Origin of the sequence: Mesorhizobium sp. M7A.F.Ca.MR.176.00.0.0 (genome assembly GCF_004023165.1) — a bacterium.
GTDB lineage: Bacteria > Pseudomonadota > Alphaproteobacteria > Rhizobiales > Rhizobiaceae > Mesorhizobium.
In genome coordinates, this window is the sequence record NZ_RZTC01000102.1 from 1 (window position 1) to 23,326 (window position 23,326).

28 protein-coding genes are annotated in these 23,326 nt (G+C 63.7%); 15 read left to right on the top strand and 13 right to left on the bottom strand.

Annotated elements, in window-relative coordinates:
- The coding region (locus EOB59_RS26635; protein WP_128289591.1) for a hypothetical protein at window positions 1-465 on the top strand (465 nt) is incomplete at its 5' end.
- A gap of 45 nt (window positions 466-510) precedes the next feature.
- On the opposite strand, the gene EOB59_RS26640 is transcribed toward EOB59_RS26635, so the two are convergent.
- Window positions 511-1,308: a lytic transglycosylase domain-containing protein gene (locus EOB59_RS26640; RefSeq protein ID WP_127271186.1), complete on the bottom strand. Its 798-nt coding sequence runs from the start codon at window positions 1,306-1,308 to the stop codon at window positions 511-513.
- Between the two features lie 141 nt (window positions 1,309-1,449).
- Here EOB59_RS26640 and EOB59_RS26645 point away from each other — a divergent pair, with 141 nt between their 5' ends.
- The 9 genes from EOB59_RS26645 (at window position 1,450) to rpsP (ending at window position 9,047) form a co-directional block, all read left to right on the top strand.
- A complete protein-coding gene (locus EOB59_RS26645; RefSeq protein ID WP_128289592.1) occupies window positions 1,450-2,697 on the top strand; it encodes an NAD(P)/FAD-dependent oxidoreductase in 1,248 nt (415 codons plus the stop codon).
- A 90-nt stretch (window positions 2,698-2,787) separates the two neighbouring features.
- Window positions 2,788-3,885, top strand: coding sequence for a putative zinc-binding metallopeptidase (locus tag EOB59_RS26650; RefSeq protein ID WP_127329331.1), 1,098 nt, complete (start codon window positions 2,788-2,790; stop codon window positions 3,883-3,885).
- A gap of 63 nt (window positions 3,886-3,948) precedes the next feature.
- On the top strand, window positions 3,949-4,548 hold the full coding sequence (locus EOB59_RS26655; protein WP_127320904.1) for a DUF1236 domain-containing protein: 600 nt from the start codon (window positions 3,949-3,951) through the stop codon (window positions 4,546-4,548).
- Window positions 4,549-4,702: 154 nt separating this feature from the next.
- A complete protein-coding gene (locus EOB59_RS26660) occupies window positions 4,703-5,635 on the top strand; it encodes a type II CAAX endopeptidase family protein (protein ID WP_128289593.1) in 933 nt (310 codons plus the stop codon).
- A 92-nt stretch (window positions 5,636-5,727) separates the two neighbouring features.
- Window positions 5,728-6,015: a type II toxin-antitoxin system RelE/ParE family toxin gene (locus tag EOB59_RS26665; protein WP_127269504.1), complete on the top strand. Its 288-nt coding sequence runs from the start codon at window positions 5,728-5,730 to the stop codon at window positions 6,013-6,015.
- A gap of 2 nt (window positions 6,016-6,017) precedes the next feature.
- Window positions 6,018-6,305, top strand: coding sequence for an addiction module antidote protein (locus tag EOB59_RS26670; RefSeq protein WP_127269503.1), 288 nt, complete (start codon window positions 6,018-6,020; stop codon window positions 6,303-6,305).
- 344 nt (window positions 6,306-6,649) lie between these two features.
- On the top strand, window positions 6,650-8,260 hold the full coding sequence (ffh, locus tag EOB59_RS26675) for a signal recognition particle protein (RefSeq protein ID WP_128289594.1): 1,611 nt from the start codon (window positions 6,650-6,652) through the stop codon (window positions 8,258-8,260).
- A gap of 7 nt (window positions 8,261-8,267) precedes the next feature.
- Window positions 8,268-8,594 carry a chorismate mutase gene (locus EOB59_RS26680; protein ID WP_023811329.1) on the top strand — a complete coding sequence of 109 codons (327 nt, stop codon included), beginning with the start codon at window positions 8,268-8,270 and terminating at the stop codon, window positions 8,592-8,594.
- 51 nt (window positions 8,595-8,645) lie between these two features.
- A complete protein-coding gene (gene rpsP / locus EOB59_RS26685; protein WP_013528800.1) occupies window positions 8,646-9,047 on the top strand; it encodes a 30S ribosomal protein S16 in 402 nt (133 codons plus the stop codon).
- Between the two features lie 78 nt (window positions 9,048-9,125).
- On the opposite strand, the gene EOB59_RS26690 is transcribed toward rpsP, so the two are convergent.
- The 3 genes from EOB59_RS26690 to EOB59_RS26700 form a co-directional block, all read right to left on the bottom strand.
- On the bottom strand, window positions 9,126-9,389 hold the full coding sequence (locus EOB59_RS26690; RefSeq protein WP_027037482.1) for a glycine zipper domain-containing protein: 264 nt from the start codon (window positions 9,387-9,389) through the stop codon (window positions 9,126-9,128).
- A gap of 134 nt (window positions 9,390-9,523) precedes the next feature.
- Window positions 9,524-9,934, bottom strand: coding sequence for a DoxX family protein (locus tag EOB59_RS26695; RefSeq protein ID WP_128289595.1), 411 nt, complete (start codon window positions 9,932-9,934; stop codon window positions 9,524-9,526).
- 111 nt (window positions 9,935-10,045) lie between these two features.
- Window positions 10,046-10,975: a bestrophin family ion channel gene (locus EOB59_RS26700; RefSeq protein WP_245486769.1), complete on the bottom strand. Its 930-nt coding sequence runs from the start codon at window positions 10,973-10,975 to the stop codon at window positions 10,046-10,048.
- Window positions 10,976-11,138: 163 nt separating this feature from the next.
- On the opposite strand from EOB59_RS26700, the gene EOB59_RS26705 reads away from it, so the two are divergent.
- Window positions 11,139-11,546 (top strand): ACT domain-containing protein, encoded by a 408-nt coding sequence (locus EOB59_RS26705; protein ID WP_128289596.1) that lies wholly within the window; start codon window positions 11,139-11,141, stop codon window positions 11,544-11,546.
- Window positions 11,547-11,708: 162 nt separating this feature from the next.
- Here EOB59_RS26705 and EOB59_RS26710 read toward each other — a convergent pair whose 3' ends face one another.
- Window positions 11,709-12,743, bottom strand: a complete 1,035-nt coding sequence (locus tag EOB59_RS26710; protein ID WP_128289597.1) for an aspartate-semialdehyde dehydrogenase — start codon at window positions 12,741-12,743, stop codon at window positions 11,709-11,711.
- A gap of 107 nt (window positions 12,744-12,850) precedes the next feature.
- The gene (locus EOB59_RS37230; protein ID WP_281061738.1) at window positions 12,851-12,982 is read right to left on the bottom strand and encodes a hypothetical protein; all 132 of its coding nucleotides are present in this window, start codon (window positions 12,980-12,982) and stop codon (window positions 12,851-12,853) included.
- Between the two features lie 196 nt (window positions 12,983-13,178).
- Here EOB59_RS37230 and EOB59_RS26715 point away from each other — a divergent pair, with 196 nt between their 5' ends.
- Window positions 13,179-15,053 carry a DEAD/DEAH box helicase gene (locus tag EOB59_RS26715; RefSeq protein ID WP_128289598.1) on the top strand — a complete coding sequence of 625 codons (1,875 nt, stop codon included), beginning with the start codon at window positions 13,179-13,181 and terminating at the stop codon, window positions 15,051-15,053.
- Between the two features lie 120 nt (window positions 15,054-15,173).
- On the opposite strand, the gene EOB59_RS26720 is transcribed toward EOB59_RS26715, so the two are convergent.
- Window positions 15,174-16,589, bottom strand: a complete 1,416-nt coding sequence (locus tag EOB59_RS26720) for a glycosyltransferase (protein WP_128289599.1) — start codon at window positions 16,587-16,589, stop codon at window positions 15,174-15,176.
- A 135-nt stretch (window positions 16,590-16,724) separates the two neighbouring features.
- Between EOB59_RS26720 and EOB59_RS26725 the strand changes: the two genes are divergently transcribed.
- Window positions 16,725-17,438: a DUF805 domain-containing protein gene (locus EOB59_RS26725; RefSeq protein ID WP_128289600.1), complete on the top strand. Its 714-nt coding sequence runs from the start codon at window positions 16,725-16,727 to the stop codon at window positions 17,436-17,438.
- Window positions 17,439-17,511: 73 nt separating this feature from the next.
- Complete coding sequence (locus tag EOB59_RS26730; protein ID WP_128289601.1) at window positions 17,512-18,174, top strand: DUF805 domain-containing protein; 663 nt, start codon at window positions 17,512-17,514, stop codon at window positions 18,172-18,174.
- On the opposite strand, the gene EOB59_RS26735 is transcribed toward EOB59_RS26730, so the two are convergent.
- The 6 genes from EOB59_RS26735 to leuD all read right to left on the bottom strand — a co-directional run bounded on the left by EOB59_RS26735 (window position 18,171) and on the right by leuD (window position 22,624).
- Entirely contained in the window at window positions 18,171-18,659 is a 489-nt protein-coding gene (locus tag EOB59_RS26735; RefSeq protein ID WP_245486770.1) for a GNAT family N-acetyltransferase, read from the bottom strand. The two genes, EOB59_RS26730 and EOB59_RS26735, sit on opposite strands and share 4 nt — an antisense overlap.
- Before the next feature lie 4 nt (window positions 18,660-18,663).
- Window positions 18,664-19,767, bottom strand: a complete 1,104-nt coding sequence (gene leuB / locus EOB59_RS26740; protein WP_128289602.1) for a 3-isopropylmalate dehydrogenase — start codon at window positions 19,765-19,767, stop codon at window positions 18,664-18,666.
- Window positions 19,768-19,928: 161 nt separating this feature from the next.
- Window positions 19,929-20,279 carry a VOC family protein gene (locus EOB59_RS26745; protein WP_128289603.1) on the bottom strand — a complete coding sequence of 117 codons (351 nt, stop codon included), beginning with the start codon at window positions 20,277-20,279 and terminating at the stop codon, window positions 19,929-19,931.
- A gap of 13 nt (window positions 20,280-20,292) precedes the next feature.
- Entirely contained in the window at window positions 20,293-20,676 is a 384-nt protein-coding gene (locus tag EOB59_RS26750; protein WP_127808664.1) for a RidA family protein, read from the bottom strand.
- A gap of 328 nt (window positions 20,677-21,004) precedes the next feature.
- Window positions 21,005-21,940 (bottom strand): hypothetical protein, encoded by a 936-nt coding sequence (locus EOB59_RS26755; RefSeq protein WP_128289604.1) that lies wholly within the window; start codon window positions 21,938-21,940, stop codon window positions 21,005-21,007.
- Between the two features lie 78 nt (window positions 21,941-22,018).
- On the bottom strand, window positions 22,019-22,624 hold the full coding sequence (gene leuD, locus EOB59_RS26760) for a 3-isopropylmalate dehydratase small subunit (protein ID WP_023810900.1): 606 nt from the start codon (window positions 22,622-22,624) through the stop codon (window positions 22,019-22,021).
- Window positions 22,625-22,751: 127 nt separating this feature from the next.
- Here leuD and EOB59_RS26765 point away from each other — a divergent pair, with 127 nt between their 5' ends.
- A complete protein-coding gene (locus tag EOB59_RS26765; RefSeq protein ID WP_127271072.1) occupies window positions 22,752-23,177 on the top strand; it encodes a GNAT family N-acetyltransferase in 426 nt (141 codons plus the stop codon).
- Window positions 23,178-23,326 lie beyond the last annotated feature (149 nt).

Genomic DNA, 23,326 nt, shown 5'->3' on the forward strand with positions numbered 1-23,326 from the left:
AGCCAGGAGTTCGACCCCGCCTCTCTCGACCTTCCGGCGCTGATCGAGTGCAGGGCGGACGTTCCGACCTACAACGACTTTGCCCTGTGGCTGTCCAGCGCACCGGGTGCCGTTGAAACGCTTGGCTGGACGGAGGTTGCCTCGGGCAATCCGTTTCTCAGCCAATACGAACTGCCGGCCAAAATCCGCGTGTTCAACCGCGAGACGGGATCGATCGTGTTTACCGCTGCGGGGCCGATGGCCGTGCTCGACGGCGTTGCCGCGCCGGAGCTTGCCAAAGAACTCAACGTCATGGCCGTTTTTTCCACGCCGCAAAAATTCCTTGGCGAGAAGGTCGTTGTCCACAGTACCGAAGAGTCGGAAGGATTGACCTTCTCCACGGACGTCAAGCTTAACGTCTCGACCGTCGAGTCCCACCCCGGCAAGACCCTGGCCGGCTGCTCCTACACGCTCGAAATCAAATAAAAACCCGGCATTCGCGCCGGGTTTTCGATCAAGTCAGAAATGGCGTCAATCGCCGTCGATCGCCGTGGCAATGCGGGCGATGGCCTGCTGATAGACGCTCGCGGAATTCCAGCCGGCAATCGCGCCCATATTCGCACTCGCGCTCGCGCCCGCCCGCCAGCCATGGCCCTTGAGGAAGTTGGCGGTGGAAGCCAGCGCCGTGCCCTTGTCGCGCAGGTTTCCGCCGCCGACGCCATATTTCAGGACGTTTCCTGGCAGGAACTGCGTGTGTCCGATCTCGCCATGCGCGGCGCCAACCGACGAGGCTGACAACGCCCCGCGATCAACCAGCTTCAGGGCTGCGATGGCATGCGGGTAGAAGAACCCCGGGCGGCGGCAATCATAGGCAAGCGTCAAAATGGCAGAGACGGTGTTCTGGTTGCCCATGGCCGAACCGAAGCCGGTTTCCATACCCCAGATGGCGAGCAACACGCCCGGCGACACGCCGTAATTCGCTTCGATCTTGGCGAACAGCGCCGCATTCGACTTTTTCAGCGACCGGCCCTTGGAAATAATCGCCGCGCCGCCGCGCCGCCGCATGAAATCGTCCACCGAGCCGCTGAAAGCCTTGTGAATGCCGCGGTCGACGGAGATCGTCTTAGTCGCGTAGTTCGCCCCGGCCAGAGCGGCCAGCCCCTTGGCGCCTACACCTTCCGACCTAGCCTGCGCGGCAAAATCCTGCTTCCAGGCCTCGAAGCCGGCGCCGGTCTTGCCGCAGCTGGCCGCTGCCTGTGCGCCCGTCGCCAGCGCAAGCACCGCCACCACGGCCGCTGCAAACATCTTTCCCTTGGCAAGAATTGCCATGTTGATCTCCTGGTTGCCTGAATCACGTCCCAATTGCGAACTTGCCAGCGAAACGCGCACTTGTCACTGTCACCGCTGCAATGCTGGCGAATGCCGTGGAATTTGCCTAGGATCAAGTGATTATTGTGGCAAGGGGGCTGCATGCAAGACGTTGATGTCGTCATCATCGGTGCCGGCTCGGCGGGTCTTGCCGCCGCCAGGACCCTGCAGGCCGCGGGGCTTTCCTTCACGCTGCTCGAAGCGATGGACCGAATCGGCGGGCGAGCCTGGACCAGCGACCAGCATTTCGGCGTGCCTTTCGACATCGGCTGCGCCTGGCTGCATGCCGCCGACCGCAATCCCTATTTTCCCGAAGCCCAGGCGGCAGGCTGGACGTTGCATCATCACGACATGAACGTTGATCATCTCTACTACCGCGAGCGCAAGGCGAGCGAAGCGGAAGAAGCCGACATGAAGGCCGCCGACGCAAAGCTGTTCGAACTGCTGGCCAGGCATGAAGTGAAGGACGGAGATGACGATCGTCTTTCGGCGCTTTTGGCAAAAGGCCATGCGCCGCGCGCCGCCGCCACCTTCGCCGGGCCGATGGATTTCGGCGCCGACGAGGACGAGATCTCGATCCTGGACTTCCGGGCCGCTGCCGATCTCGACCCGAACTACTTCAGCAAGGAGGGCCTTGGCGCGCTGGTGGCGCGTTTCGGCGCCGGCGTGCCGGTCGAACTGTCGACGCCGGTGCGCAAGGTCCTGTGGGACGTGCCCGGCGTCGCCTGCGTCACCGATCGCGGCACCGTCCGCGCCAAAGCGGTGATCGTGACCGCTTCGCCGGCGGTGCTCGCCTTCGAGGAGATCGCGTTCTCGCCGGCCCTGCCCGACACGCATTTCGGCGCCTTCTTCGACCTGCCGATGGGCATGCTGACCAAATTGCCAGTCGAAATATCGGGCACCAGGCTCGGGCTGCAGCCCTTCGACGACCTGCTGATCGAACGGATGGCCAGGCACGACATCTACTTCCTCTGCTTCCCGTTCGACCTTGACTTGATGGTCGGCTTCGTCGGCGGCGATTTCGCCTGGGAAATGTCGGCGGCCGGCGAGGCGGCCGGCATCGACTTCGTCGTCGACCGGCTGTGTGGCATCTTCGGCGGCGATACGCGCAAGCATGTCGGACGCGCAATGATGACCAATTGGGGCGGCGAGCGCTTCGTGCGCGGCGCATATGCCGCGGCCCGCCCCGGCCGTTCACTGGCGCGCGCCGCACTCATGCAGCCGGTGGCCGACAAGATCTTCTTTGCCGGCGAGCATCTGGCCGGCTCGCTGGTCCAGACCTGCGGCGGCGCGCGGCTGTCGGGCGAAGCGGTGGCAAGAGAGGTTGTCGCCCAGCTTGCGGCCAAATAGCTTCAGGCAATGTGGAACACCGCGCGGCTGTTCGCGTTGGGCACGGGCCGCCGTGAACATTTGTGTCACCTCCGGTGAATTGAGACCGACATGAAACTCTTCGACTGTCCGCATTGCGGCCATCGCATCTATTTCGAGAACGCCCAGTGCCTGAACTGCGGGAACCCCGTGCTCTACGATCCCGAGCACGCCTGTTTTGCGCTGGCGGGCGTCGATGGCGTCTTCCAGTGCACCAACGCCGATGAATGCGCCTGCAACTGGATGGCGGAACCGGGTCACGCTTTTTGCCGCGCTTGCGTGCTGAACCAGCTGATCCCGGATCTCTCCGTCGACGGCAACCGCCGCCGCTGGATCCGTGTCGAAGCGGCGAAGAAGCGCGCCATCTACTCGCTGCTGGCCTTCGGGCTGCCGGTGGCGCCCAAGCAGAACCCGGCCGACGAGATCGGCCTGGCATTCGACTTCCTCGCCGATCCGATCGGCGGCGGCCCCGGCGGCGAGCGGATTCTTACGGGCCACGACAATGGCCTGATCACGCTCAACGTCGCCGAGGCGGATTCGGCCGAGCGCGAGAAGCGGCGCGTCGAGATGGGCGAGAACTACCGCACCTTGCTCGGTCATTTCCGCCACGAGCTCGGGCACTATTACTGGGACCGCCTCATCCGCGACGATCCGCACAGGCTCGAAGCTTTCCGCGCACTGTTCGGCGACGACCGCGCCGATTACGAACAGGCGCTGAAGGCCTATTATGCCAATGGTGCGCCGCCCGACTGGCAGCAAGGCCACATCTCGGCCTATGCGACCTCGCATCCATGGGAGGACTGGGCCGAGACCTGGGCTCATCACCTGCACATCACCGACACGCTGGAAATGGTGCACGCGCTGAACTTTCCGCTCGGCCGGCTGGAGACGGTGGAGGCCAACGACTTGCCGCGCGGCGACACAGGCGGCGGGTTGCAGGCCGCACCCTCGGAGCCGGCGACCGCGCCCGAGCCTTTCGAAAAGATCCTTCCCCGCTGGCTGGTGCTGTCGGAAGCCTCCAATTCGATCAACCGCTGCATGGGCCTGCCCGACCTCTACCCCTTTGTCATTTCGGACGTCACGGCACGGAAATTGGAATTCGTTCACGAACTTCTGACCGATTTGCCTGGAGAACACGGAACAAATCGTGAGTTGGCGCAGGCGCTTTAGCGGGAACGCATGAGCTGCTGCCCCGTTTTCGCTGGCGAGGGACCATGAAAACGGAGAGAAACCATGAAATCCCTGTTGTTTCCTGCGGTAGCCGGAATGCTGACCGTGATGTCAGGCGCCGCGTTTGCCGATACCGCCGTCTCAGCCGTCACCGATCTTAACGTGCGCGCCGGACCCGGCCCGCAATATCCCGTGATCGGCGTGCTCGCCGCCGGCCAGTCGGCAACGCTCAATGGCTGCATCGAAAACAGCAAATGGTGCACCATAGCCGAGGCCGGCGGCCAGGGCTGGGTCTATTCCGACTATGTCACGGCCGATATCGGCGGCAGCCGCGTGGTGCTGACGGAACGGCGCTCCAGCGTTGCTGTCGTCTCGCCGCCGGAGGACATCGGCAACTACTCGACCGATTATACCGGCGCGATCATCGCCAGCGATCCGGTCGTGGATGACTTCCCGCCGCCTCCGGCTGAAATCCGCACCTATGTCGACACGCATCGCCTCGATCCCATCTATCTCGAAGGCGAAGTGGTGACCGGCGCGACCCTGCCCGACACCGTCGAGCTACGCGAGATTCCGGACTACAATTACCGCTATGTCTATGTGAACGGCCAGCGGGCGCTGATCGATCCGCAGACCCGGCGCATCATGTACGTCGTTCGCTGACGACAATCGGCACAAGCGGCCGCTGCGACTGCAGCGGCCGCCAGCAGGCGGCGCCGCCGCGCGGCGCTCTGGCCTAGTCCTTTGCGGAAAACCATTCCGATTTTCCCGGCCATCGGTTAGTCAAATAGGCGATGACTTTGGCAAGGGAGCCCGCGTGACCATCGATCCGTCCGCCTTCGAGCGTTACAGGCACTCGCCGAACGCCAGGACGACCTTACCGCGCCTGTTGCTCGGAACGGGCATCGTGGTCCTTTTTTGGGCAGCAACCACCGTGGCCGTGCTGGTCGGCGGTACCTATGCCTTCATCGCCTGGCAGGCGACCCCATCATCCGGCATTCAGGGCTTCCTCGCTTCGCCCCTCGGCATCCTCACCGCGCTCGTCTCGTTCGCCGGCATCTGGATCGGCCTGTGGGTCGCGATGCGCTGGGTGCATGGCGAGAAGCTGTCGGCGCTGCTCGGCAACAGCCGACGAGTTTCATGGCCCGACTTCCTCAAAGGGCTGATCGCGGTGCTGATCACGTCGTTCATATCCGAGGTCCTGCTCTATCTGCTGCAGCCGCAGATCACGCGTGGCCCGATCGGCCTGTCGTCCTGGCTGCTGTTTGCGATCCCAATCGCCGCGCTCACTTTGCTGCAGACATCCTCTGAAGAGGTGCTGTTTCGCGGCTATCTGCTGCGCGGTCTCGCCAACCGGTTCACGAGCCCGTTCGTCTGGGCCCTGCCGCCGGCCCTGCTGTTCACCTCGCTGCATTGGAGCGCGAGTTCGTCGCCAGCCATCAATGCTTGCGTGCTGGCTTCGATCGCCGCTTTTGCGCTGCTGCTGACGCTTGTCGTCTACGCAACCGGCAATCTCGGCGCCGCCCTGGGTGCTCATCTCGGCAACAACCTGACCGGGTTTCTCTTGATCTCGCATCAGGAAAGCTACAATTCCTTCGCCCTGTTCAACGCCAAGCCGCTCGAAGGGCCGGGCTGGGCGACGTCGGATGCGGTTCTCATCGCCTTCATCGGCATCGCCTGCAGCATGCTGACCATCGTGCTGCTTCTACATCCGCGTTCGCCGCTCAAGCTCGCCGCCGAATTTCCATAGTCGAGCCGGGAAATCCGTCTAGGCTGTTGCGGACTGTGAACTATTCTTCACATATGGATTGACACATCAAGCCTGTGAACTATAGTTCACAGATGGTCGAGGTTCGCCAAACCACCGACTTTCGCGACTGGCTCAACAGCCTGAGGGATAAGCGGGCCGCCGAAAAGATCGCGATCCGCATCGCCCGCGTCCAGTCCGGCCTCATCGGAGACGTGAAGTATTTCGATGGCATCGGCGAACTTCGGTTGGACGTTGGCCCTGGATACCGCCTCTATTTCATCAAGCGCGGCAACGAAATCATTATCCTGCTTTGCGGCGGCGACAAGTCCAGCCAGGGCCGCGACATCAAAAAGGCCATTCAGATGGCCAGGGAGCTATGATCATGGCAATCGAAACCGTTCCGTTTGATCCCGCCGAGCATCTTGGCAGCGCCGAAGGGCAGGCCGAGCTGCTGGCCGACGCCTTTGCGACCGGCGACCCTGGCTATATAGCAAACGCGCTCGGCATTGTTGCTCGTGCGCGCGGCATGACCGCTGTTGCAAAGGAAGCAGGCGTCACTCGTGAAGCTCTTTACAAAGCACTGAGGCCAGACGGTGACCCGCGCCTTTCGACGCTACTGGGTGTCACAAAGGCGCTCGGGGTGAAGATCACAGCCGAGCCGTCTAGTTAATCAGGGTTTCCAAAGACCCCTCGCGCGCAGAATTGCTTGCCCAATTCGCATGCCGGCAACCACTGCCGTGGCTGCCGCACGCCCTGCAATCCGGTCTTCGTCTTGACTCCGTGTCCGATTTCCTGTCTACACGCCTCGAATTCCGCGACGAGTATCCCTCCGAGCAAGCCGACCAGGACGCCGAAACCTCTTTGAGGTGAAGTGCTGTAAATCGATCCTGGAGGCCAACACCCGGCAGCGCTGAGCGCCCCCGGGTGCTTTTTGGTTTTGGCTTTTGGTTGGACACTGGGCGCGAACGCATTACCTCTCGGGCATCATCCGGATGCCAGGGAAAAGGAAAACGAATGTTTGAATCGCTACAGGAACGTCTTGGTTCGATCCTGAACGGCCTGACCGGCCGCGGCGCGCTGTCGGAGGCTGATGTCTCGGCGGCGCTGCGCGAGGTGCGCCGGGCGCTGCTCGAAGCAGACGTGGCGCTGGAAGTGGTGCGCTCCTTCACCGACAAGGTGCGCGAGAAGGCCGTCGGCGCTGCCGTGGTCAAGTCGATCAAGCCCGGCCAGATGGTCGTCAAGATCGTCCATGACGAACTGGTCGACATGCTCGGCGCCGAAGGCGTCGCGATCGATCTCAATGCCCCGGCGCCGATCGTCATCATGATGGTCGGCCTGCAGGGTTCCGGCAAGACGACCACTTCGGCCAAGATCGCCAAGCGTCTTTCCGAGCGTCAGAACAAGAAGGTCCTGATGGCCTCGCTCGACACGCGGCGCCCCGCCGCGCAGGAGCAGCTTCGCCAGCTCGGCGAACAGGTCAAGGTTGCCACGCTGCCGATCATCGACGGCCAGTCGCCGGTCGACATCGCCCGCCGCGCCGTGCAGGCGGCCAAGCTCGGCGGCCACGACATCGTCATCCTCGACACCGCCGGCCGCACCCATATCGACGAGCCGCTGATGGTCGAGATGGCCGACATCAAGAAGGTGTCGAGCCCGCACGAAATCCTGCTGGTCGCCGATTCGCTGACCGGCCAGGACGCCGTCAACCTGGCCAAGAGCTTCGACGAGCGCGTCGGCATCACCGGCCTCGTCCTGACCCGCATGGACGGCGATGGCCGTGGCGGTGCGGCTCTTTCGATGCGCGCCGTCACCGGCAAGCCGATCAAGCTGATCGGCACTGGCGAAAAGATGGACGGGCTGGAGGAATTCCACCCCAAGCGCATCGCCGACCGCATCCTCGGCATGGGCGACATTGTCTCGCTCGTCGAAAAGGCCGCCGAGAACATCGACGCCGAACAGGCGGCGGCGATGGCCAAGAAGATGCAGTCGGGCAAGTTCGACCTGAACGATCTCGCCGGTCAGCTTCAGCAGATGTCGAAGATGGGCGGCATGGGCGGCATCATGGGCATGATGCCCGGCATGGGCAAGATGAAGGACCAGATGGCCGCCGCCGGTCTCGACGACAAGATGTTCGGCCGCCAGCTCGCCATCATCTCGTCGATGACCAAGGCCGAGCGCGCCAATCCCGATTTGCTCAAGCATTCGCGCAAGAAGCGCATCGCCGCCGGTTCCGGCACCGACGCGGCCGAAATCAACAAGCTGCTCAAGATGCATCGCGGCATGGCCGACATGATGAAGGCGATGGGCGGCAAGGGCAAAGGCGGCGGCCTGATGCGCGGCATGATGGGCGGCCTCGCCTCCAAGATGGGCCTCGGCGGCATGATGCCCGGCGGTATGGGCGGCATGATGGGCGGCGGCATGCCGGACCTGTCGAAGATGGACCCCAAGCAGCTCGAGGCCTTGCAGAAGCAGGCACAGGCAGCCGGCCTTGGCGGCGGCATGAAAGGCCTTCCCGGCGGCGGTGGCCTGCCCAGCGGCATGCCAGGTCTGCCCGGCGGCATGAAACTCCCCGGGCTTCCCGGCCTCGGCGGTGGCGGGCTGCCCGGCCTTGGCAAGAAGAAGTGAGGACGCCATGAACGAAGAGAAGGACATGGCCGACGCCCGCGCTCTCCTGGCCGATTACCGCGCCTCGATCGACAACATCGACGCGGCCCTCATCCACATGCTGGCCGAGCGCTTCCGCTGCACCAAGGCGGTCGGTGTGCTGAAGGCGACGCATGGCCTGCCCCCGGCCGACCCGGCACGCGAGCAGCAGCAGATCGCCCGGCTTCGCCAGCTGGCGAAGGATGCCCATCTCGACCCGGATTTCGCGGAAAAATTCCTCAACTTCGTCGTCCGCGAAGTGATCCGCCACCACGAACAGATCGCCGCTTCCAACGGCGTGATGAAAGCCGGCTGAGAAACCAGCCACCAACCGACCAACCAAATCAGCCTTTTTAGGAGAAAATAAATGCCCTTGAAGATCCGACTGGCCCGTGCGGGCTCGAAGAAACGTCCTTACTACCACGTCGTCATTGCCGACGCCCGTTCGCCGCGTGACGGCCGGTTCATCGAGTCGATCGGCTCGTGGAACCCGCTGCTGCCCAAGGACGGCGAACGCGTCAAGGTCGACGCCGACCGCGTCAAGCATTGGCTGGCGCATGGCGCCCAGCCGACCGACCGCGTGCTGCGCTTCCTCGACGAGGCCGGCCTCGTCAAGCGCGACGCCCGTTCCAACCCGAAGAAGGCCGAGCCGGGCAAGAAGGCGCAGGAACGCGCTGCCCTTCTGAAGAAGGCGCAGGAAGATGCCGCTGCTGCTGTTGCGGCCGCCGCCGCTGCACCGGCCGAGGCGGAAGCCGCCACCGCCGAATAATTGCTCTATTCGCATCCAGGAAAACGGCGGGCATGGCCCGCCGTTTTGCTGTCCGGTTCTGTCTGTAAGAGCTGCCGATCAATAACCGTCCGGGCAGCGGTCGACGTAGACGCGGCCACGGCGATCACGGTAGCGGCATTCGCCACGCTCGCTCGCCCGGCCGATCAGCGCACCGGCAACGGCGCCGACAGCACCACCGACGACGGCGCCTTCAACCGGATCGCCGGCGACCGCCGCACCGACGGCAGCACCACCGAGACCGCCTACGGCCGCGCCTTTTTCCGTTTGCGAACAAGCGGCGAGCGGCACCAGCAGCGCCATCAAAAGCATCGTTTTCTTCATCGTCGTTCCTCTCCGATAGGAGCCGCCTCCGCCGCCAGGCGAATCTCTAACTCGCAACTCGGCGATTCGATCCCTGAGACATTGCCCGGCAAGGGGTTCAGGCTTTCAGCGGAAAGCGATGCTTCGATCTGGATCTAACGGCTGAACGGGATCAGCGCGCGGACGCGGGCATCGCGCAGATACAGGCCGCCCCACAGGATAATGCCGAGATAGACGCCGAACAGAATGTGCGAGAACAGCGGGCTGTCGACACGGACATTCGTGGCGATGGCGCCGCCCATATAGGCGGTGAGCAGGATGGCGCCGAGCACCGAGGTGCGCGGCAGTGCATAGAGAGCGGTCGAGATCAGGCCGATGACGCCCAGCATGCGCGCGACATTGGCATCGGCCGGCCAGCCGAGCGGCACCATCGTCTGGGTGACAACATCGAGCGGCGGCAGCTTGATGACGCCATCGAAAATCATGAACAGCACGATGACGCCGCTGAGCGCGCGGCCGGTCCATAAAGCGCCCGGCGAGACGGGCGCGATTTCGGAAATGCTCATGGTGGTCCCTCCTAGTGGTTCGAGCCCTTTTCGCTGGGGTCGAACCAAGGACGTGGCATGGGGCTGCGATCCGACAGAGGTCCGGATTGTTTTAGGCCCGCGCGCCTTCGCCTAGGAAAAATAGAACTTTTCCGCCGGCATCATCTTCGGCGGGGTCTCGCCCAGCGCTTCGAATACCGAGATCTCGCAGACACGGCAGAGGCCGTCGAGTGCAAGGTCGTTGGCCTCGGTGCCGAACGGATCCTCGAGCTCTTCCGACAGCGCGTCGAGGCCGAAGAAGGTGTAGGCGATCAACGCCGTGAACAGCGGCGTCGCCCAACCGGTGGTCGAGATCAGGCCAATCGGCAGCAGCAGGCAGACGATGTAGGCCGTGCGATGCACCAGCAGCGTGTAGGCGAAAGGTAACGGCGTACCGGCGATCCGCTCGCAGCCGGCCTGGATGGCGGCGATCGACGCGAGCCTCTCATCGAGGATACGAAAGCCGATCGAGTCGACGTCGCCCGCCCGGCGTTGCGCATTGGCACGCCGGCCCATGCGCCTGACCATCTCATCTGCCGGATTGGAAAAGGCTGCGGCCTTGTCCGCCTCGGCGTCGATGAAGGCGCGGGCATCCTTCATGCTGTCGATCTTGCGCAACTGCCCGCGCAGGAAATGACAGAAGGCGAGCGCTTCCATCAGCAAGGCGCGCTGCTCGGTCTGGTCCGGGATGAGGCTGGTGGTGGCGCGGGCCAGGTTGCGCATTTCGAAGACCAGCGCGCCCCACAGCTTGCGCGCCTCCCACCAACGGTCGTAGGCGGCATTGTTGCGGAACGAGAGATAGATCGACAATGTCACGCCGACCAGGCCGAAAGGCGTGATGTTGAAGATGCTGAAATCAAGCTGGAACCGGCGCGCCACGGCCAGGATGATCGCGGAATAAAGCGCGAAGCCCAATATCTGCGGCAGGATGCGTGGCACGACTGAACCGCGCATGATGAAGAACAGCTTCAGGAATGTGGGGCGCGGGCGAACGATCATCGAAGGCCTTTCACGGACCGGCATCGGCCCTCAGCTCCTCTATTGTGCGATGCGACAGGTCCGCAAGCCCAGCCGCCAGCGACATCGCCATGTCGTCCTTGCAGCGCCTGGACTATCGGCACGCGCCGGTCGCGGATATTGAAGAGTACCTGGGCTGCGGCCCATTTCTGCAGGCGAGAGAAAACGAATGACCGGCGAGACCGATCTGAAGACACTGCTGGCATCGATGACGCCGGAGCTGCTGGCCGGCACCTATGTCTTCGCCACGCTGGCGCCCGGCGTCGCTCAGCCGGAAGGCCTCGAACCGGTGATGATCTTTCGTGAGCGCGAGGGCGTGACGCTGATCGTAGACGAGGAGAAGGCCATCGCTGCGGCACTGACCGCGTCATTCCGCTGCCGGATGGTCACGCTGAACATCCATTCGTCGCTGGAGGCCGTCGGCTTCCTCGCCGCCATCACCGCGCGGCTCGCCGCCGCCGGCATGGGCGTCAATCCCGTCTCGGCCTTCTACCACGACCATCTGTTCGTCCCGGCCGACAGGGCGGAGGAAGCACTGGAGCTGTTGGTCGGGTTGGCGGCTGAGAATCGAAGCTGAGACTGGTGCTGCCCCTCATCCCCCTGCCGGGATCCTCTCCCCGTGAACGGGGAGAAGGGAGCTAACGGCCAAAGGCCGAGCCCGCGACCGCGGGCCGCCGATCGTTCGGCGCCCCCGCGGAGGGCCCGCCGCGGCAGCGGCGATACGGCCCGTGAGCGAAAACTAAGCCGCCTTCTTCTTCGGCTGGATCAGGCCGCGCTCGACCAGCAGCTCGGCGATCTGCACCGCGTTGAGTGCGGCGCCCTTGCGCAGATTGTCGGAGACGATCCACATCGACAGGCCATTGTCGATGGTCGAATCCTCGCGGATGCGCGAGATGAAGGTGGCGTCCTCGCCGGCCGATTCCAGCGGCGTGATGTAGCCGCCGTCCTCGCGCTTGTCCAAGACCTGGCAGCCTGGGGCTTCACGCAGGATATCCCGCGCCTCGTCGGCGGTGATCGGCTTTTCGAACTCGATGTTGACCGCTTCCGAATGGCCGATGAACACCGGCACGCGCACGCAGGTCGCCGTCAGCTTGATCTTGGGGTCGAGCATCTTCTTGGTCTCGGCGACCATCTTCCACTCTTCCTTGGTGGAGCCGTCGTCGAGGAACACGTCGATGTGCGGGATGACGTTGAAGGCGATGCGCTTGGTGAACTTCTTGACCTCGACGCCATCGGCGACGAAGACCGCGCGGGTCTGCGTGAACAGCTCGTCCATGCCTTCCTTGCCGGCGCCGGATACCGATTGATAGGTGGCGACGACGATGCGCTTGATGGTGGCGAAATCGTGCAGCGGCTTCAATGCCACCACCAGCTGCGCCGTCGAGCAGTTCGGGTTGGCGATGATGTTCTTTCGCGTGAACAGCGAGATCGCGTCCGGGTTCACTTCCGGCACGATCAGCGGCACGTCCTGGTCGTAGCGGAAGGCCGACGAATTATCGATGACGACGCAGCCCTGCTTGCCGATCTTCGGCGACCATTCCTTGGAGACGTTGCCGCCGGCCGACATGATGCATATGTCGGTGTCGGAAAAATCATACTGGTCGAGCGTCTTCACCTTCAGCGTGCGGTCGCCGAACGACACTTCCGTGCCCTGGCTGCGCCGCGACGCCAGCGCCACGACTTCGCTTACCGGAAAGCCGCGCTCTTCCAGTATGTTGAGCATTTCCCGGCCCACATTGCCCGTGGCGCCGACGATCGCTACCTTGAAACTCATCGAAAAATCTCCTGTCCCTCTCCGCTTGGTTTTTGGAGAAACCCGCTGGCCGATGCGGGTTCCGTCCCCCGGGCCGAACCCGGGAGAGGGTGGTTAGGCCAAGGGAGTCACACCGTTTTGGTGGTGGTTTTGGCCATAGTTTTGGTTGAACGCAGGAACGCGTGCTCCGACCCTCCGCGAACCATGCTGCCATGGCCGGAGAAGTCGAGTGCATAAAGCGCCATCAAAAGGCCGCGCATCGAAACTGTCCTGTTCGGTGCCGGCTTTTACGCGGTTTGCGTCAAGAGTCAATTGGCGAGCGACGCCGGTTTCCCCTGCGCCCTGTACAATCGCGGCTGCGCGAAGTACGAACGGTCAAGATTGTTTGGCTGGCGCTAGGTCGGCCCCGGCATGTGCTCCATGATGAGCGCGGACCCTAAATTCCGAAAGAGTGAGATGTCCAACTTCGAAGCACTTGTTCCAGCGCTTGCCAGGGCGCTGGAGAAACGCGGCTATTCCGAGCTGACGCCCGTCCAGAAGGCGGTTGTGGCGCCGGAACTCGGCGAGGCCGATGCGCTGGTTTCGGCGCAGACAGGCTCCGGCAAGACGGTGGCCTTCGGCCTCGCTCTGGCGCCGACCCTGCTTGAGGGCGCAGAGCGCTTTGGCCACGCGGCCGCGCCGCTGGCGCTGGCGGTGGCGCCGACGCGCGAACTCGCCTTGCAGGTGACGCGCGAACTGGAATGGCTCTACGAACTGACCGGCGCCACCGTGGCTTCCTGCGTCGGCGGCATGGACATGCGCTCGGAGCGGCGTGTTCTGGAGCGCGGCGCCCATATCGTCGTCGGCACGCCCGGCCGGCTGCGCGACCACATCACCCGGCGCTCGCTCGACATGTCGGCGCTGAAGGCGGTGGTGCTCGACGAGGCCGATGAGATGCTCGATCTGGGCTTTCGCGAAGACCTCGAATTCATCCTCGACGCCGCTCCGGCCGAACGCCGCACGCTGATGTTCTCGGCCACCGTGCCGCGCTCGATCGCCACGCTCGCCCAGGGCTACCAGCGCGATGCGGTGCGCATTTCGGCCGCCGGCGAGGAGAAGCAGCATCTCGACATCGAATACCGGGCGCTGAGCGTCGCCCAGCCCGACCGCGAGAACGCCATCATCAACGTGCTGCGCTATTACGAAGCCAAGAACGCGCTGGTGTTCTGCAACACGCGTGCCGCCGTCAATCATCTGACCGCGCGCTTCAACAACCGCAACTTCTCCGTCGTGGCGCTTTCGGGCGAGCTCAGCCAGAACGAGCGCAGCCATGCCTTGCAGGCAATGCGCGACGGCCGCGCAAAAGTCTGCATCGCCACCGATGTCGCGGCGCGCGGCATCGATCTGCCCAATCTCGAGCTGGTCATCCACGCCGATTTGCCGACCAATCCGGAAACGCTGCTACACCGCAGCGGCCGCACCGGTCGCGCCGGGCGCAAGGGCGTCAGCGCGCTGATCGTTCCCAACAGCGCCCGCAAGCGCACCGAGCGGCTGCTGCAGAACGCCGGCCTCAAGGCAACATGGGCGAGCCCGCCCTCGGCCGACGACGTGATGCGGCGCGACGACGAGCGCATCCTGGCCGATCCGGTTTTCGACGAGCCGGTGAAGGACGACGAACGCGGTTTCATCGACGCGCTGCTCGCCAGACATGGCGCCGAACAGGTGGCCGCTGCCTTCGTGCGCCAGTGCCGCGCCAGTCGCTCGGCGCCCGAGGACCTCATGGAGATCGCGCCGTTCACGCCGTCGCGTGAAAGACCGGCGGGCGAAGGTTTCGCGCGCCGCGACGAGGCGCCCAGCCGCCGCGACGATTTCGGTGACAGCGTCTGGTTCTCGCTGTCGATCGGGCGTCGGCAGAATGCCGAGCCGCGTTGGCTGATCCCGATGCTGTGCCGCACCGGCAGCATCTCGAAGCGCGAGATCGGCGCCATCAAGATGCAGCCGGAAGAGACCTACGTGCAGATATCAGCCGACTGGGCCGACCGCTTCCTGGCCGCGATCGGTCCCGACCGCAAGCTGCAAGGCAACATCCTGGTGAAGCGGCTCGACGGTACGCCCGATCTTTCACGCGCCGGCTACCAGCCGCCAAGCCCCGACAAGAAGCCGCATCGCGGCAAGGCGCCGTTCGACCCCAACGCGCCGAAGCGCAAATTCGAAAAACGTGCACCGGCAGCAGTCGATCAGCGCCCGGCCGCCCCGCATGATGCAAAGCCATGGGCGAAGAAGCCGGGCAAGCCGAAATTCGACACCACCGGCGCGCCCAAGCACAAGAAGGCGAAGAAGCGGCCCGACTAGAGCATTTCACCGTTTCACGGAAACGGCGATCTGCTCTAACTCTTTGTTTTGACGCAATTCCCGAGGAAAATGCTATGCGTTTTCCCGGGAAAACCGCTTCACACTTTTCCTAGAATTGCTCTAGGACTTTGGCCGGAGGGACGCGCTTGCCTGCAGGCCAGCCTTGATGGCAGCCCAGCTGGCCGATGCCGGCGTCGGGCGATGCTGCTTTGCGATGCGTTCCGTCAGCGACGAGCGCCAGCCAGAATCCTCCGTCATCCTGCGGATCGCAGCGTACCAGCCGGCCTGGTCATTGGAATCGATCGCCGGCATCAGCCCGCCGCTCGCCTCGATCAGCGACGGCGCGGTCGAGACGATGACGGGAATGCCAAAATCGAGACATTCCGAGGCGCCGTAGCCCCAGCCCTCGATATGCGAGGGAAAGACGCCGAAGGAAGCGCTGCGATAATATCGGATGAGCTCCTCATCGCTGATCGCTCCGGTGAACGTAACCCGCTCAAGCAATCTCGGATGGGCCTTGAGATAGGCGCGCAGCGGATCGATCATCCAGCCCCAGCGCCCGGCGCAGACGAGCCGCGGCAGCTTGACGCCCTCGTCGAGCGCCTGCTGCCAGACCCGCGCCAGCAGGATGTGGTTCTTGCGCACTTCGATGGTCGAGCAATAGAGCACGAACGGCTCGTCGGCCTCGATGCGCGAAATCTGGCCGATGCGCGAAGCCGTCTCGTACAGGATGGACGGCATCGGAAACCGGTATACCACCGGCTGCGTGACGCCTGCCTGTTGCATATGATCGGTCAGCGTCGCACCAACTTCGTCGGATGCACAAAATGCCGGCGCGCCGGAACGCACGAGGTGCTCGAGATATGACCCGTAGCGAGCCTCGCCAGGGCTCATACCAACCATGTCGGGGCGCAGTGTCGGGATGAGGTCGTGGCAAAGAAACGCGAGGCCGCCGGCGCGCCCGGAGACGGCGGTTCGGTCATCCCCGGTCAGAATGTGATGGCTGATCAGGACAAAGCCGCGTTCGGTCTCGTTCGGTTGGCTTGGAACCTGACGCGGGGCCGACTGGATCCGCGCCCGCTGGTACAGACGATAGGCCCTGATCAGCAGCCTCGTCGCCTGATAGGCAATCCCTTTGCGGCCATGGGTCACCGTCTTGGCGAGATGGCGGTCGGCGTCGCGCTTGCCCCATGGCTGCTGCCTCACCGCTTCGAAGGCCTGCGACATCGCCGTGCGTCTCCCAGGCCATCGTTTGAGGCGCCAGGGTGAAATCTCGCCCGTCGCGACATGGTCCTGCTCGAAAGGAGCGAGGGGGCGAAACCGGCCTTCCCACGGTCGGAACGCCACCACCTCCACGCTAGCGTCGGGATCGGCCAGGGCTGCGCTGACGAGAAAGCTTTCCACCCGTGGGATGCCGACAAGTCCCTGGCCGGACGGCCAGAACGTCAGGCCGGTGGCGTCGATGGCCAGCCTGGGAGGTCTTCTTTCCCCTCCATCTTCAATCACGGTTTTACTGTCAGGACTCTCGACTGTCATGTTCTGCTTCTGTCGAAGGCGGTTGCACTCGATGCCTTATGCTTCATTTGCCGCGAAGACGGTAGCCATGCCGGCTTGCCCATCGGCTCGGCCCTGTGCCACCTTCGGCCGGGACGTGGCGAGCGGGGGTGGCAAATGCGCGGCGAAGTGCTTCACTATGACGAGATCCAGGGCTTCGGCTTCATATCCGGGGCCGACGGCAGCCGTTACACCTTCACCCGCGAGAACCTGCGCCGGCAGACCGCCATGCCCAACGGCACGGCCGTCGAGTTCCAGCCGGGTGGCGGCCAGGCGAGCGACGTCTTTTCGATCGCCGCTCCGACTGCCACTGCGACCGCCGCCGACCCCGGCATCAAGGCCGCACCGGCCCAACCCAGCGTTCCACCTGCAGAAGCCCCACCTCCTGCGCAGCATTTCGGTCGGTCTTCCGAGATAGCCGAGCCCAGTGATCTCTGGGGCTATTTCTGGCGCGGCGTGACGCAAAACTATTTCAATTTCGGCGGGCGCGCCCGCCGCAAGGAATATTGGGGCTACTGCCTGTTCTGGACGGTTTGCCTGCTGATCATCGGCGGCATCGGCCTGTACACCGATATGGATATGGGCGGTTTCGACAGTGATATTTCGGGCGCGATAACGGTCGGGCTGTTCGGCACGTTCCTGCTGGCTACACTCCTTCCCAGCCTCGGCATGATCGTGCGCCGGCTGCACGACATCGGCCTGTCGGGCTGGCTCTGCCTGCTGATCCTGATCCCGACCATCGGCAGCCTGATCATCCTGGTCTTCGCGCTGATCCCGACGCAGGCCAGGGAAAACCAGTGGGGGCCGGTGCCTGCGGGCGTCAGAATATAGTTTGCGTGCATATTGCAATCGTACCCAACCCTGGGTAGCATTCGCCGTCGCTAGCGTGAATGGGGGGCTGGTTATGCGCGGTGCGGTGCTTCACTACGACCAGGATCAGGATTACGGATACATCAACGGTATCGACGGCAAGCGCTATATCTTCACCCATAACGATCTGAATCAGGGGGTGACCCTCGCCAGGGGCGCCCTTGTCGAGTTTCAACCGGATGACGGTACGGCGCACGATATAGTCGCCGTCACCCCGACAGCGCCATCGCCAAGCACGGGCCAGCCACGCCGTTCGGCCGAGAGCAGGCCCGCCTATTCCACGGGTCTGTGGGCTTACTTCTGGCGCGCGATAATTGCAGACTATAGCAATTTCAAAGGTCGCGCCCGCCGCAAGGAATTCTGGGCCTTCTGGCTATTCTACACCCTCGGGATATTGGCGCTTCTAGGCTTCGGAATACTCGTTGACCTGGCGTTCAATGGCTTCAAAACCAATGCGGACAGGACGCCGATGAGGGCCATAGGGCTCATACCCTTGCTGGTTTTCTTTTCGGGATTGATCCTGCCGTCGATTGCCCTCGTCGTGCGGCGTGTGCATGACGCGGGTCTGAGCGGCTGGTTTGCACTGCTGGGCTTCATCACTCCCATTGGCAGCATTGCCTTGCTGGTCTTCGGACTTCTGCCTTCCCAGGTGGGCGAAAACCCTTGGGGACCAGTGCCGGCAGGCGTCAGGATCTAGCCGCTTTTCAGCGCCTCGCCCGAAAGCCTGAGAAAGACCTTCTGGCCGTGGCGTTCGGCGCCAAGCCGGTCGTAGAAGCGCAGTGCGCCCTCGTTCCAGTCCTCGCTGGTCAGGTCGATGCGGCCGATGCCTTCGCGCAGGCAATGATCGGCGAGAAAGCCGATCAGCGCCCGGCCGACGCCGGCGTTGCGAACCTTCTCGCACACGAACAGATCCTTGAGGAACAGCAGCCGCTCGAGATCGATACCAGGATGCGCGATCGCCACCGACGCCAGGCCGCCGACCTCGCCGCCGACTAAGGCGAGCGCGAAATGCGGATAGGCCGGGCTTTCCTCGCCAAGCCATTTTCGTGCGGCAGACAGGGCCCGGTCGGCATCGAGAGGTGGCTGCCGGTAGTGAACAGCCATCTCGCACAATATGGCCGCGAGTGCCGCGGCGTCCTCGATCGTCGCCCAGCGGACGTCGACCGTCACAGTAACCGTCACAGTATCAGCCCAGGAATTTGGCGATGATCGCGTCGCCCATCTCAACCGTACCGACCTCGGTCATGCCATCGGACATGATGTCTTTCGTCCGCAGGCCCGCGTCGAGCACGGCGGCGATCGCGCTTTCGACGCCGTCGGCTTCATCGACCATGCCGAAGGAATAGCGCAGGCACATGGCGAAGGAAGCGATCATGGCGATCGGGTTGGCGATGCCCTTGCCGGCGATGTCGGGGGCCGAACCGTGCACCGGCTCGTACAGCGCCTTGCGCTTCTTGGTCTTCACATCAGGCGCGCCGAGCGAGGCCGACGGCAGCATGCCGATCGATCCGGTCAGCATGGCGGCGATGTCGGACAGCATGTCGCCGAATAGATTGTCGGTGACGATGACGTCGAACTGCTTTGGCCAGCGCACCAGTTGCATGCCGCCGGCATCGGCCAGCATGTGGTCGAGCTTGACGTCGGAATAGCGCGCCTTGTGGGTCTGGGTGACGACCTCGTTCCACAGCACGCCCGACTTCATCACATTGCGCTTTTCCATCGAGGTGACGTGGTTCTTGCGCGTCCGTGCCAGCTCGAAGGCGACGCCCGAAATGCGCTCGATCTCGAACGTGTCGTAGACCTGTGTGTCGATGCCGCGCTTCTGGCCGTTGCCGAGATCGATGATCTGCTTGGGTTCGCCGAAATAGACGCCGCCGGTCAGCTCGCGCACGATCAATATGTCGAGGCCTTCGACCACCTCCTGCTTGAGCGAGGAGGACGCCGCCAGCGCCGGATAGCAGATGGCCGGGCGAAGGTTGGCAAACAGCTCCATGTCCTTGCGCAGGCGCAGCAGGCCGGCCTCAGGGCGCACCTCGTAGGGCACCGCATCCCATTTGGGACCGCCGACGGCGCCGAACAGCACCGCGTCGGCCGCCATCGCCTTTTCCATGTCGGCATCGGAGATCGCCGCGCCATGCGCGTCATAGGCGCAGCCGCCGACCAGCCCCTCATCGGTGGCAAAACCGCTGCCGAGCTTGTCGTTCATGACCGCGATCAGTTTCTTGACCTCGGCCATGGCCTCGGGACCGATGCCGTCACCGGGGAGCAGGAAAAGATGCTTCGTTGCCATGGAGGAACCGTCCTGGAAAGAATTTGAACCGCGGCCTTGCTAAACGCCAAGCCGGTTGTGCGCAAGGAGTAACGCAGCGATCAAGAACAACCTCGTTCGTTTGCGATCCTTCGCGCTCCCCTCTGCCCCGCCAGCCTCCCGCAAATTGCAGCGCCTTGCCTTCACCGATGCGAGAGAATGTTGACCAGCCAGCCGAACGGATCGCGGACATAGAAGCGGCGCACGCCCCAGGGTTCGTCGGCCGGTCCGTATTCGATGGCGAAGCCCGCCGCTTTCATGGCATCGAACGCCGCATCGACATCATCGACCTCGATCGAATGATCCGGCACCGGCGTTTCGGAGCCGCCTTGCACCATGAAGCTGACCTGGACATCCATCTTTGCTTGCGAGCCGTAGGTGGCGATCCAGCCAAGGTCCATAAGCACATCGAGGCCGAGGACATCCTGATAGAAACGCTTGGCCGCAGTGGCATCCGATGTCTCGATATTGGCAACGATGCGCCGGACTTTCATCGTCGGTCGCCTTTCATTCCGTGCGCCGCAACGCCGTCACCTCGATCTCGATCTTCATTTCCGATCTGTTGAGCTGGCAGACGATCATCGTCGCCGCCGGCCTGATGTCGCCGAACGTCTCGCCGAGGATCGGGAAGACCACGTCGACGAAGGCCTGGTCAGTGATGTAGTAATGCGCCCGCACCACGTCGGCCATCTCGAAGCCGCCGTCCTGAAGCGCCTTGCCGATCGTCGCCAGGCAATTGCGCGTCTGCGCCTCCACCGTCTCCGGCATCGTCATCGTCGCATAGTCGTAGCCGGTCGTACCGGACACGAAACACCAGTCGCCCTGCACCACTGCACGCGAATAGCCGGCGGTCTTTTCGAACGGCGAACCGGTGGAGATGAGTTTGCGCATGGGGCCTCGCAGGATTTGGTGGCCATTTTGCCGGAAAAGGGTAGGGCGGGTCATGGGCCAGAGGCCACCAATTGTTGCCACGAGCCGGAGCTAGGACGGTGGAGATTAGCCGAACCCTGGCGTCTTCGTCATCCTATGGCGAAGCAAGGAGCGAAGCGACGCGGCGCAGACCCCTGGAGCTGCTCCGCAGCCCAAGGGATCCATGCCGCGACTTCAAAGCGTTGCAGCGGTTCAGAATTCTGCTCCGCCGCGCCCTCCGACAACCGTCACGGCATGGATCCTCGGGTCAAGCCCGAGAATGACGAAGGCGTGGTGGTCGCTGCCGCGTCTAGTTCCCCAGCGCCTTGTCCAACGCCGCCTTCACATCCGCCGGCCATGTCGCTACATCAGGCCACGCCTGCGGCTTGCCATTGTCGCCGCGGCGCGCAAAATAGAGCCTGTGCTTGGCCGGGTCGACCGCCATGAAGCCGTCATTGCCGCCGCAGTCATGCGGCACGCAGCCGCTGGCGTAGAAGGCGCCCGAAGCGGTCTTTTCGGTGCCGCCGCCGACCAGCAGGCTGGTCGCCATGTCGGGCATGTCCTTGCCGAGCAGCTTTTCCGCTTCCTTGTAGACGGCCTCGTTGTGGAAGGCGTCGATGATGTTCTGGTACTTTTCCGGATCGATGTCTTTCCAGTCCGTGCCGGGTTCCGGCATGTAGGTCAGATTGCCCGAAATCGTCAGCCCATCGGTCGGCGACCATTGCAAAGCCGGCTTCTCATCCCCCGGCAGCAGATAGGGCACGAAATAGATGGCGTTGTCGGACACCGCCGAGGGCGGCGCGCCGCACTGGTCCTGCTCGACCGTGGTGCTCTGGATGGTGCCGCCTTCCGGTTTCCAGACGATCACCGTCGCCGGCCCGCATTGGTTGCCGCCGTCGCCGACATCGAACAGCGCCACCTTGACGCCGCCGACCTCGACTATTTTGTCGAAGAAGACGTCATAGTTGGTGGCCAGCTGCTTGCCGTCATAGGCAAGCACCTTCTCACCGTCCTGTTCCGGTTGGGTGATGGTCAGCGTGCCGCCCTCGAAGGGTACAGGCGCCTGGCTGTCGTCATCGTCGGCTAAGGCCACATTGTTGTTGGTGCTCGGCGCGCTCTGGCCGGCGGCCCCGCCGGACGCATCGTCAGCCGGCACGAGCACCCTGTCGGTCTGTGCATGCGCGCCAGCCAGCGGCATCAGCATCCACGCCAGCGCACAGACGCCGGCAAGAAGCGAACGTGTCATGACTGTCCCTCCGCAACGAGCCCGGCGCAACGAATCCGGCCTGAAAGCTGCCGGGCCTCCGCCTGGAGTGTGTACCGCTCAGGCCCAGGGGCGCTGTTCGGCGTTGCGCTTTTCGAACGACGCGATGGCGCCGGCCTTCTCCATGGTCAGGCCGATGTCGTCGAGCCCGTTGAGCAGGCAGTGCCGCTTGAAATCGTCGAGGTCGAAGGTGACGACACCGCCGTCGGGACCGCGGATTTCCTTGGCCTCAAGGTCGACCGACACCGTGGCATTGGAGCCGCGCGAGGCGTCGTCCATCAGCTTCTCAAGATCCTCGGGGCTGACGGTGATCGGCAGGATGCCGTTCTTGAAGCAGTTGTTGTAGAAAATGTCGGCGAACGAGGTCGAGATGACGCAGCGAATGCCGAAGTCGAGCAGCGCCCATGGGGCATGCTCGCGCGATGACCCGCAGCCGAAATTGTCGCCGGCAACCAGGATCTGCGCCTTGCGGTAGGCCGGCTTGTTGAGTACGAAATCCGGGTTTTCCGAGCCGTCATCCTTGTAGCGCATTTCGGCGAACAGGCCGGTGCCGAGCCCGGTGCGCTTGATCGTCTTGAGGTAATCCTTCGGGATGATCATGTCGGTGTCGACATTGACGATCGGCATCGGAGCGGCGACGCCGGTGAGCTTGGTGAACTTTTCCATGGCTTTTGCCCGTGTTTTCGTTGCGGGGGGATTACTGAGGCACGGTTTACACAAAGCCGGCAGCAAATAAAAGGCAACTGTTCGTGCACGGTGGCACAAGCCAGCCCGATGGTGCAGTCTGGCGGCCATGGCAGAAAACGCACACGTCCTCTATGCGCGTGAACCCGCGCTCGACATCGCCGAATTCCGGCGTGTGCTGGTCGAATCCGGCCTCGGCGAGACTCGGCCGGTCGATGATGAAGCACGCCTGCGGGCGATGCTGTCGGGCGCCAATCTGGTGCTGACCGCGCGTCTTGACGTCGAAGGCAAGCCGCTGGTCGGCGTGATCAGAGGCATCACCGACTTCTCCTGGGTCTGCTACATCTCCGAACTCGCCGTTTCCCGATCGGCACAGGGGCTCGGCATCGGCAAGGGCCTGATGGACGAGGCGCGCCGGCAGCTTGGACCGTCGGTCGCCATCAGCCTGATCTCCATGCCCGACGCCGTCGGCTTCTACGAACGTATCGGCATGAAGCGCATGGCCGACGCCTTCTGGTTCGACCGCAAGGGCTGAGGTCTCTCTGGTTGGGGAACGAGAGAAGCGCGCCTTGCCTTCTCCCCCTGTGGGAGAAGGTGGATCGGCGCGCAGCGCCGAGACGGATGAGGGGTGTTCCAGCGGAGTGAGACGCTGGCGTTCCCTGGAACACCCCTCATCCGTCGCCT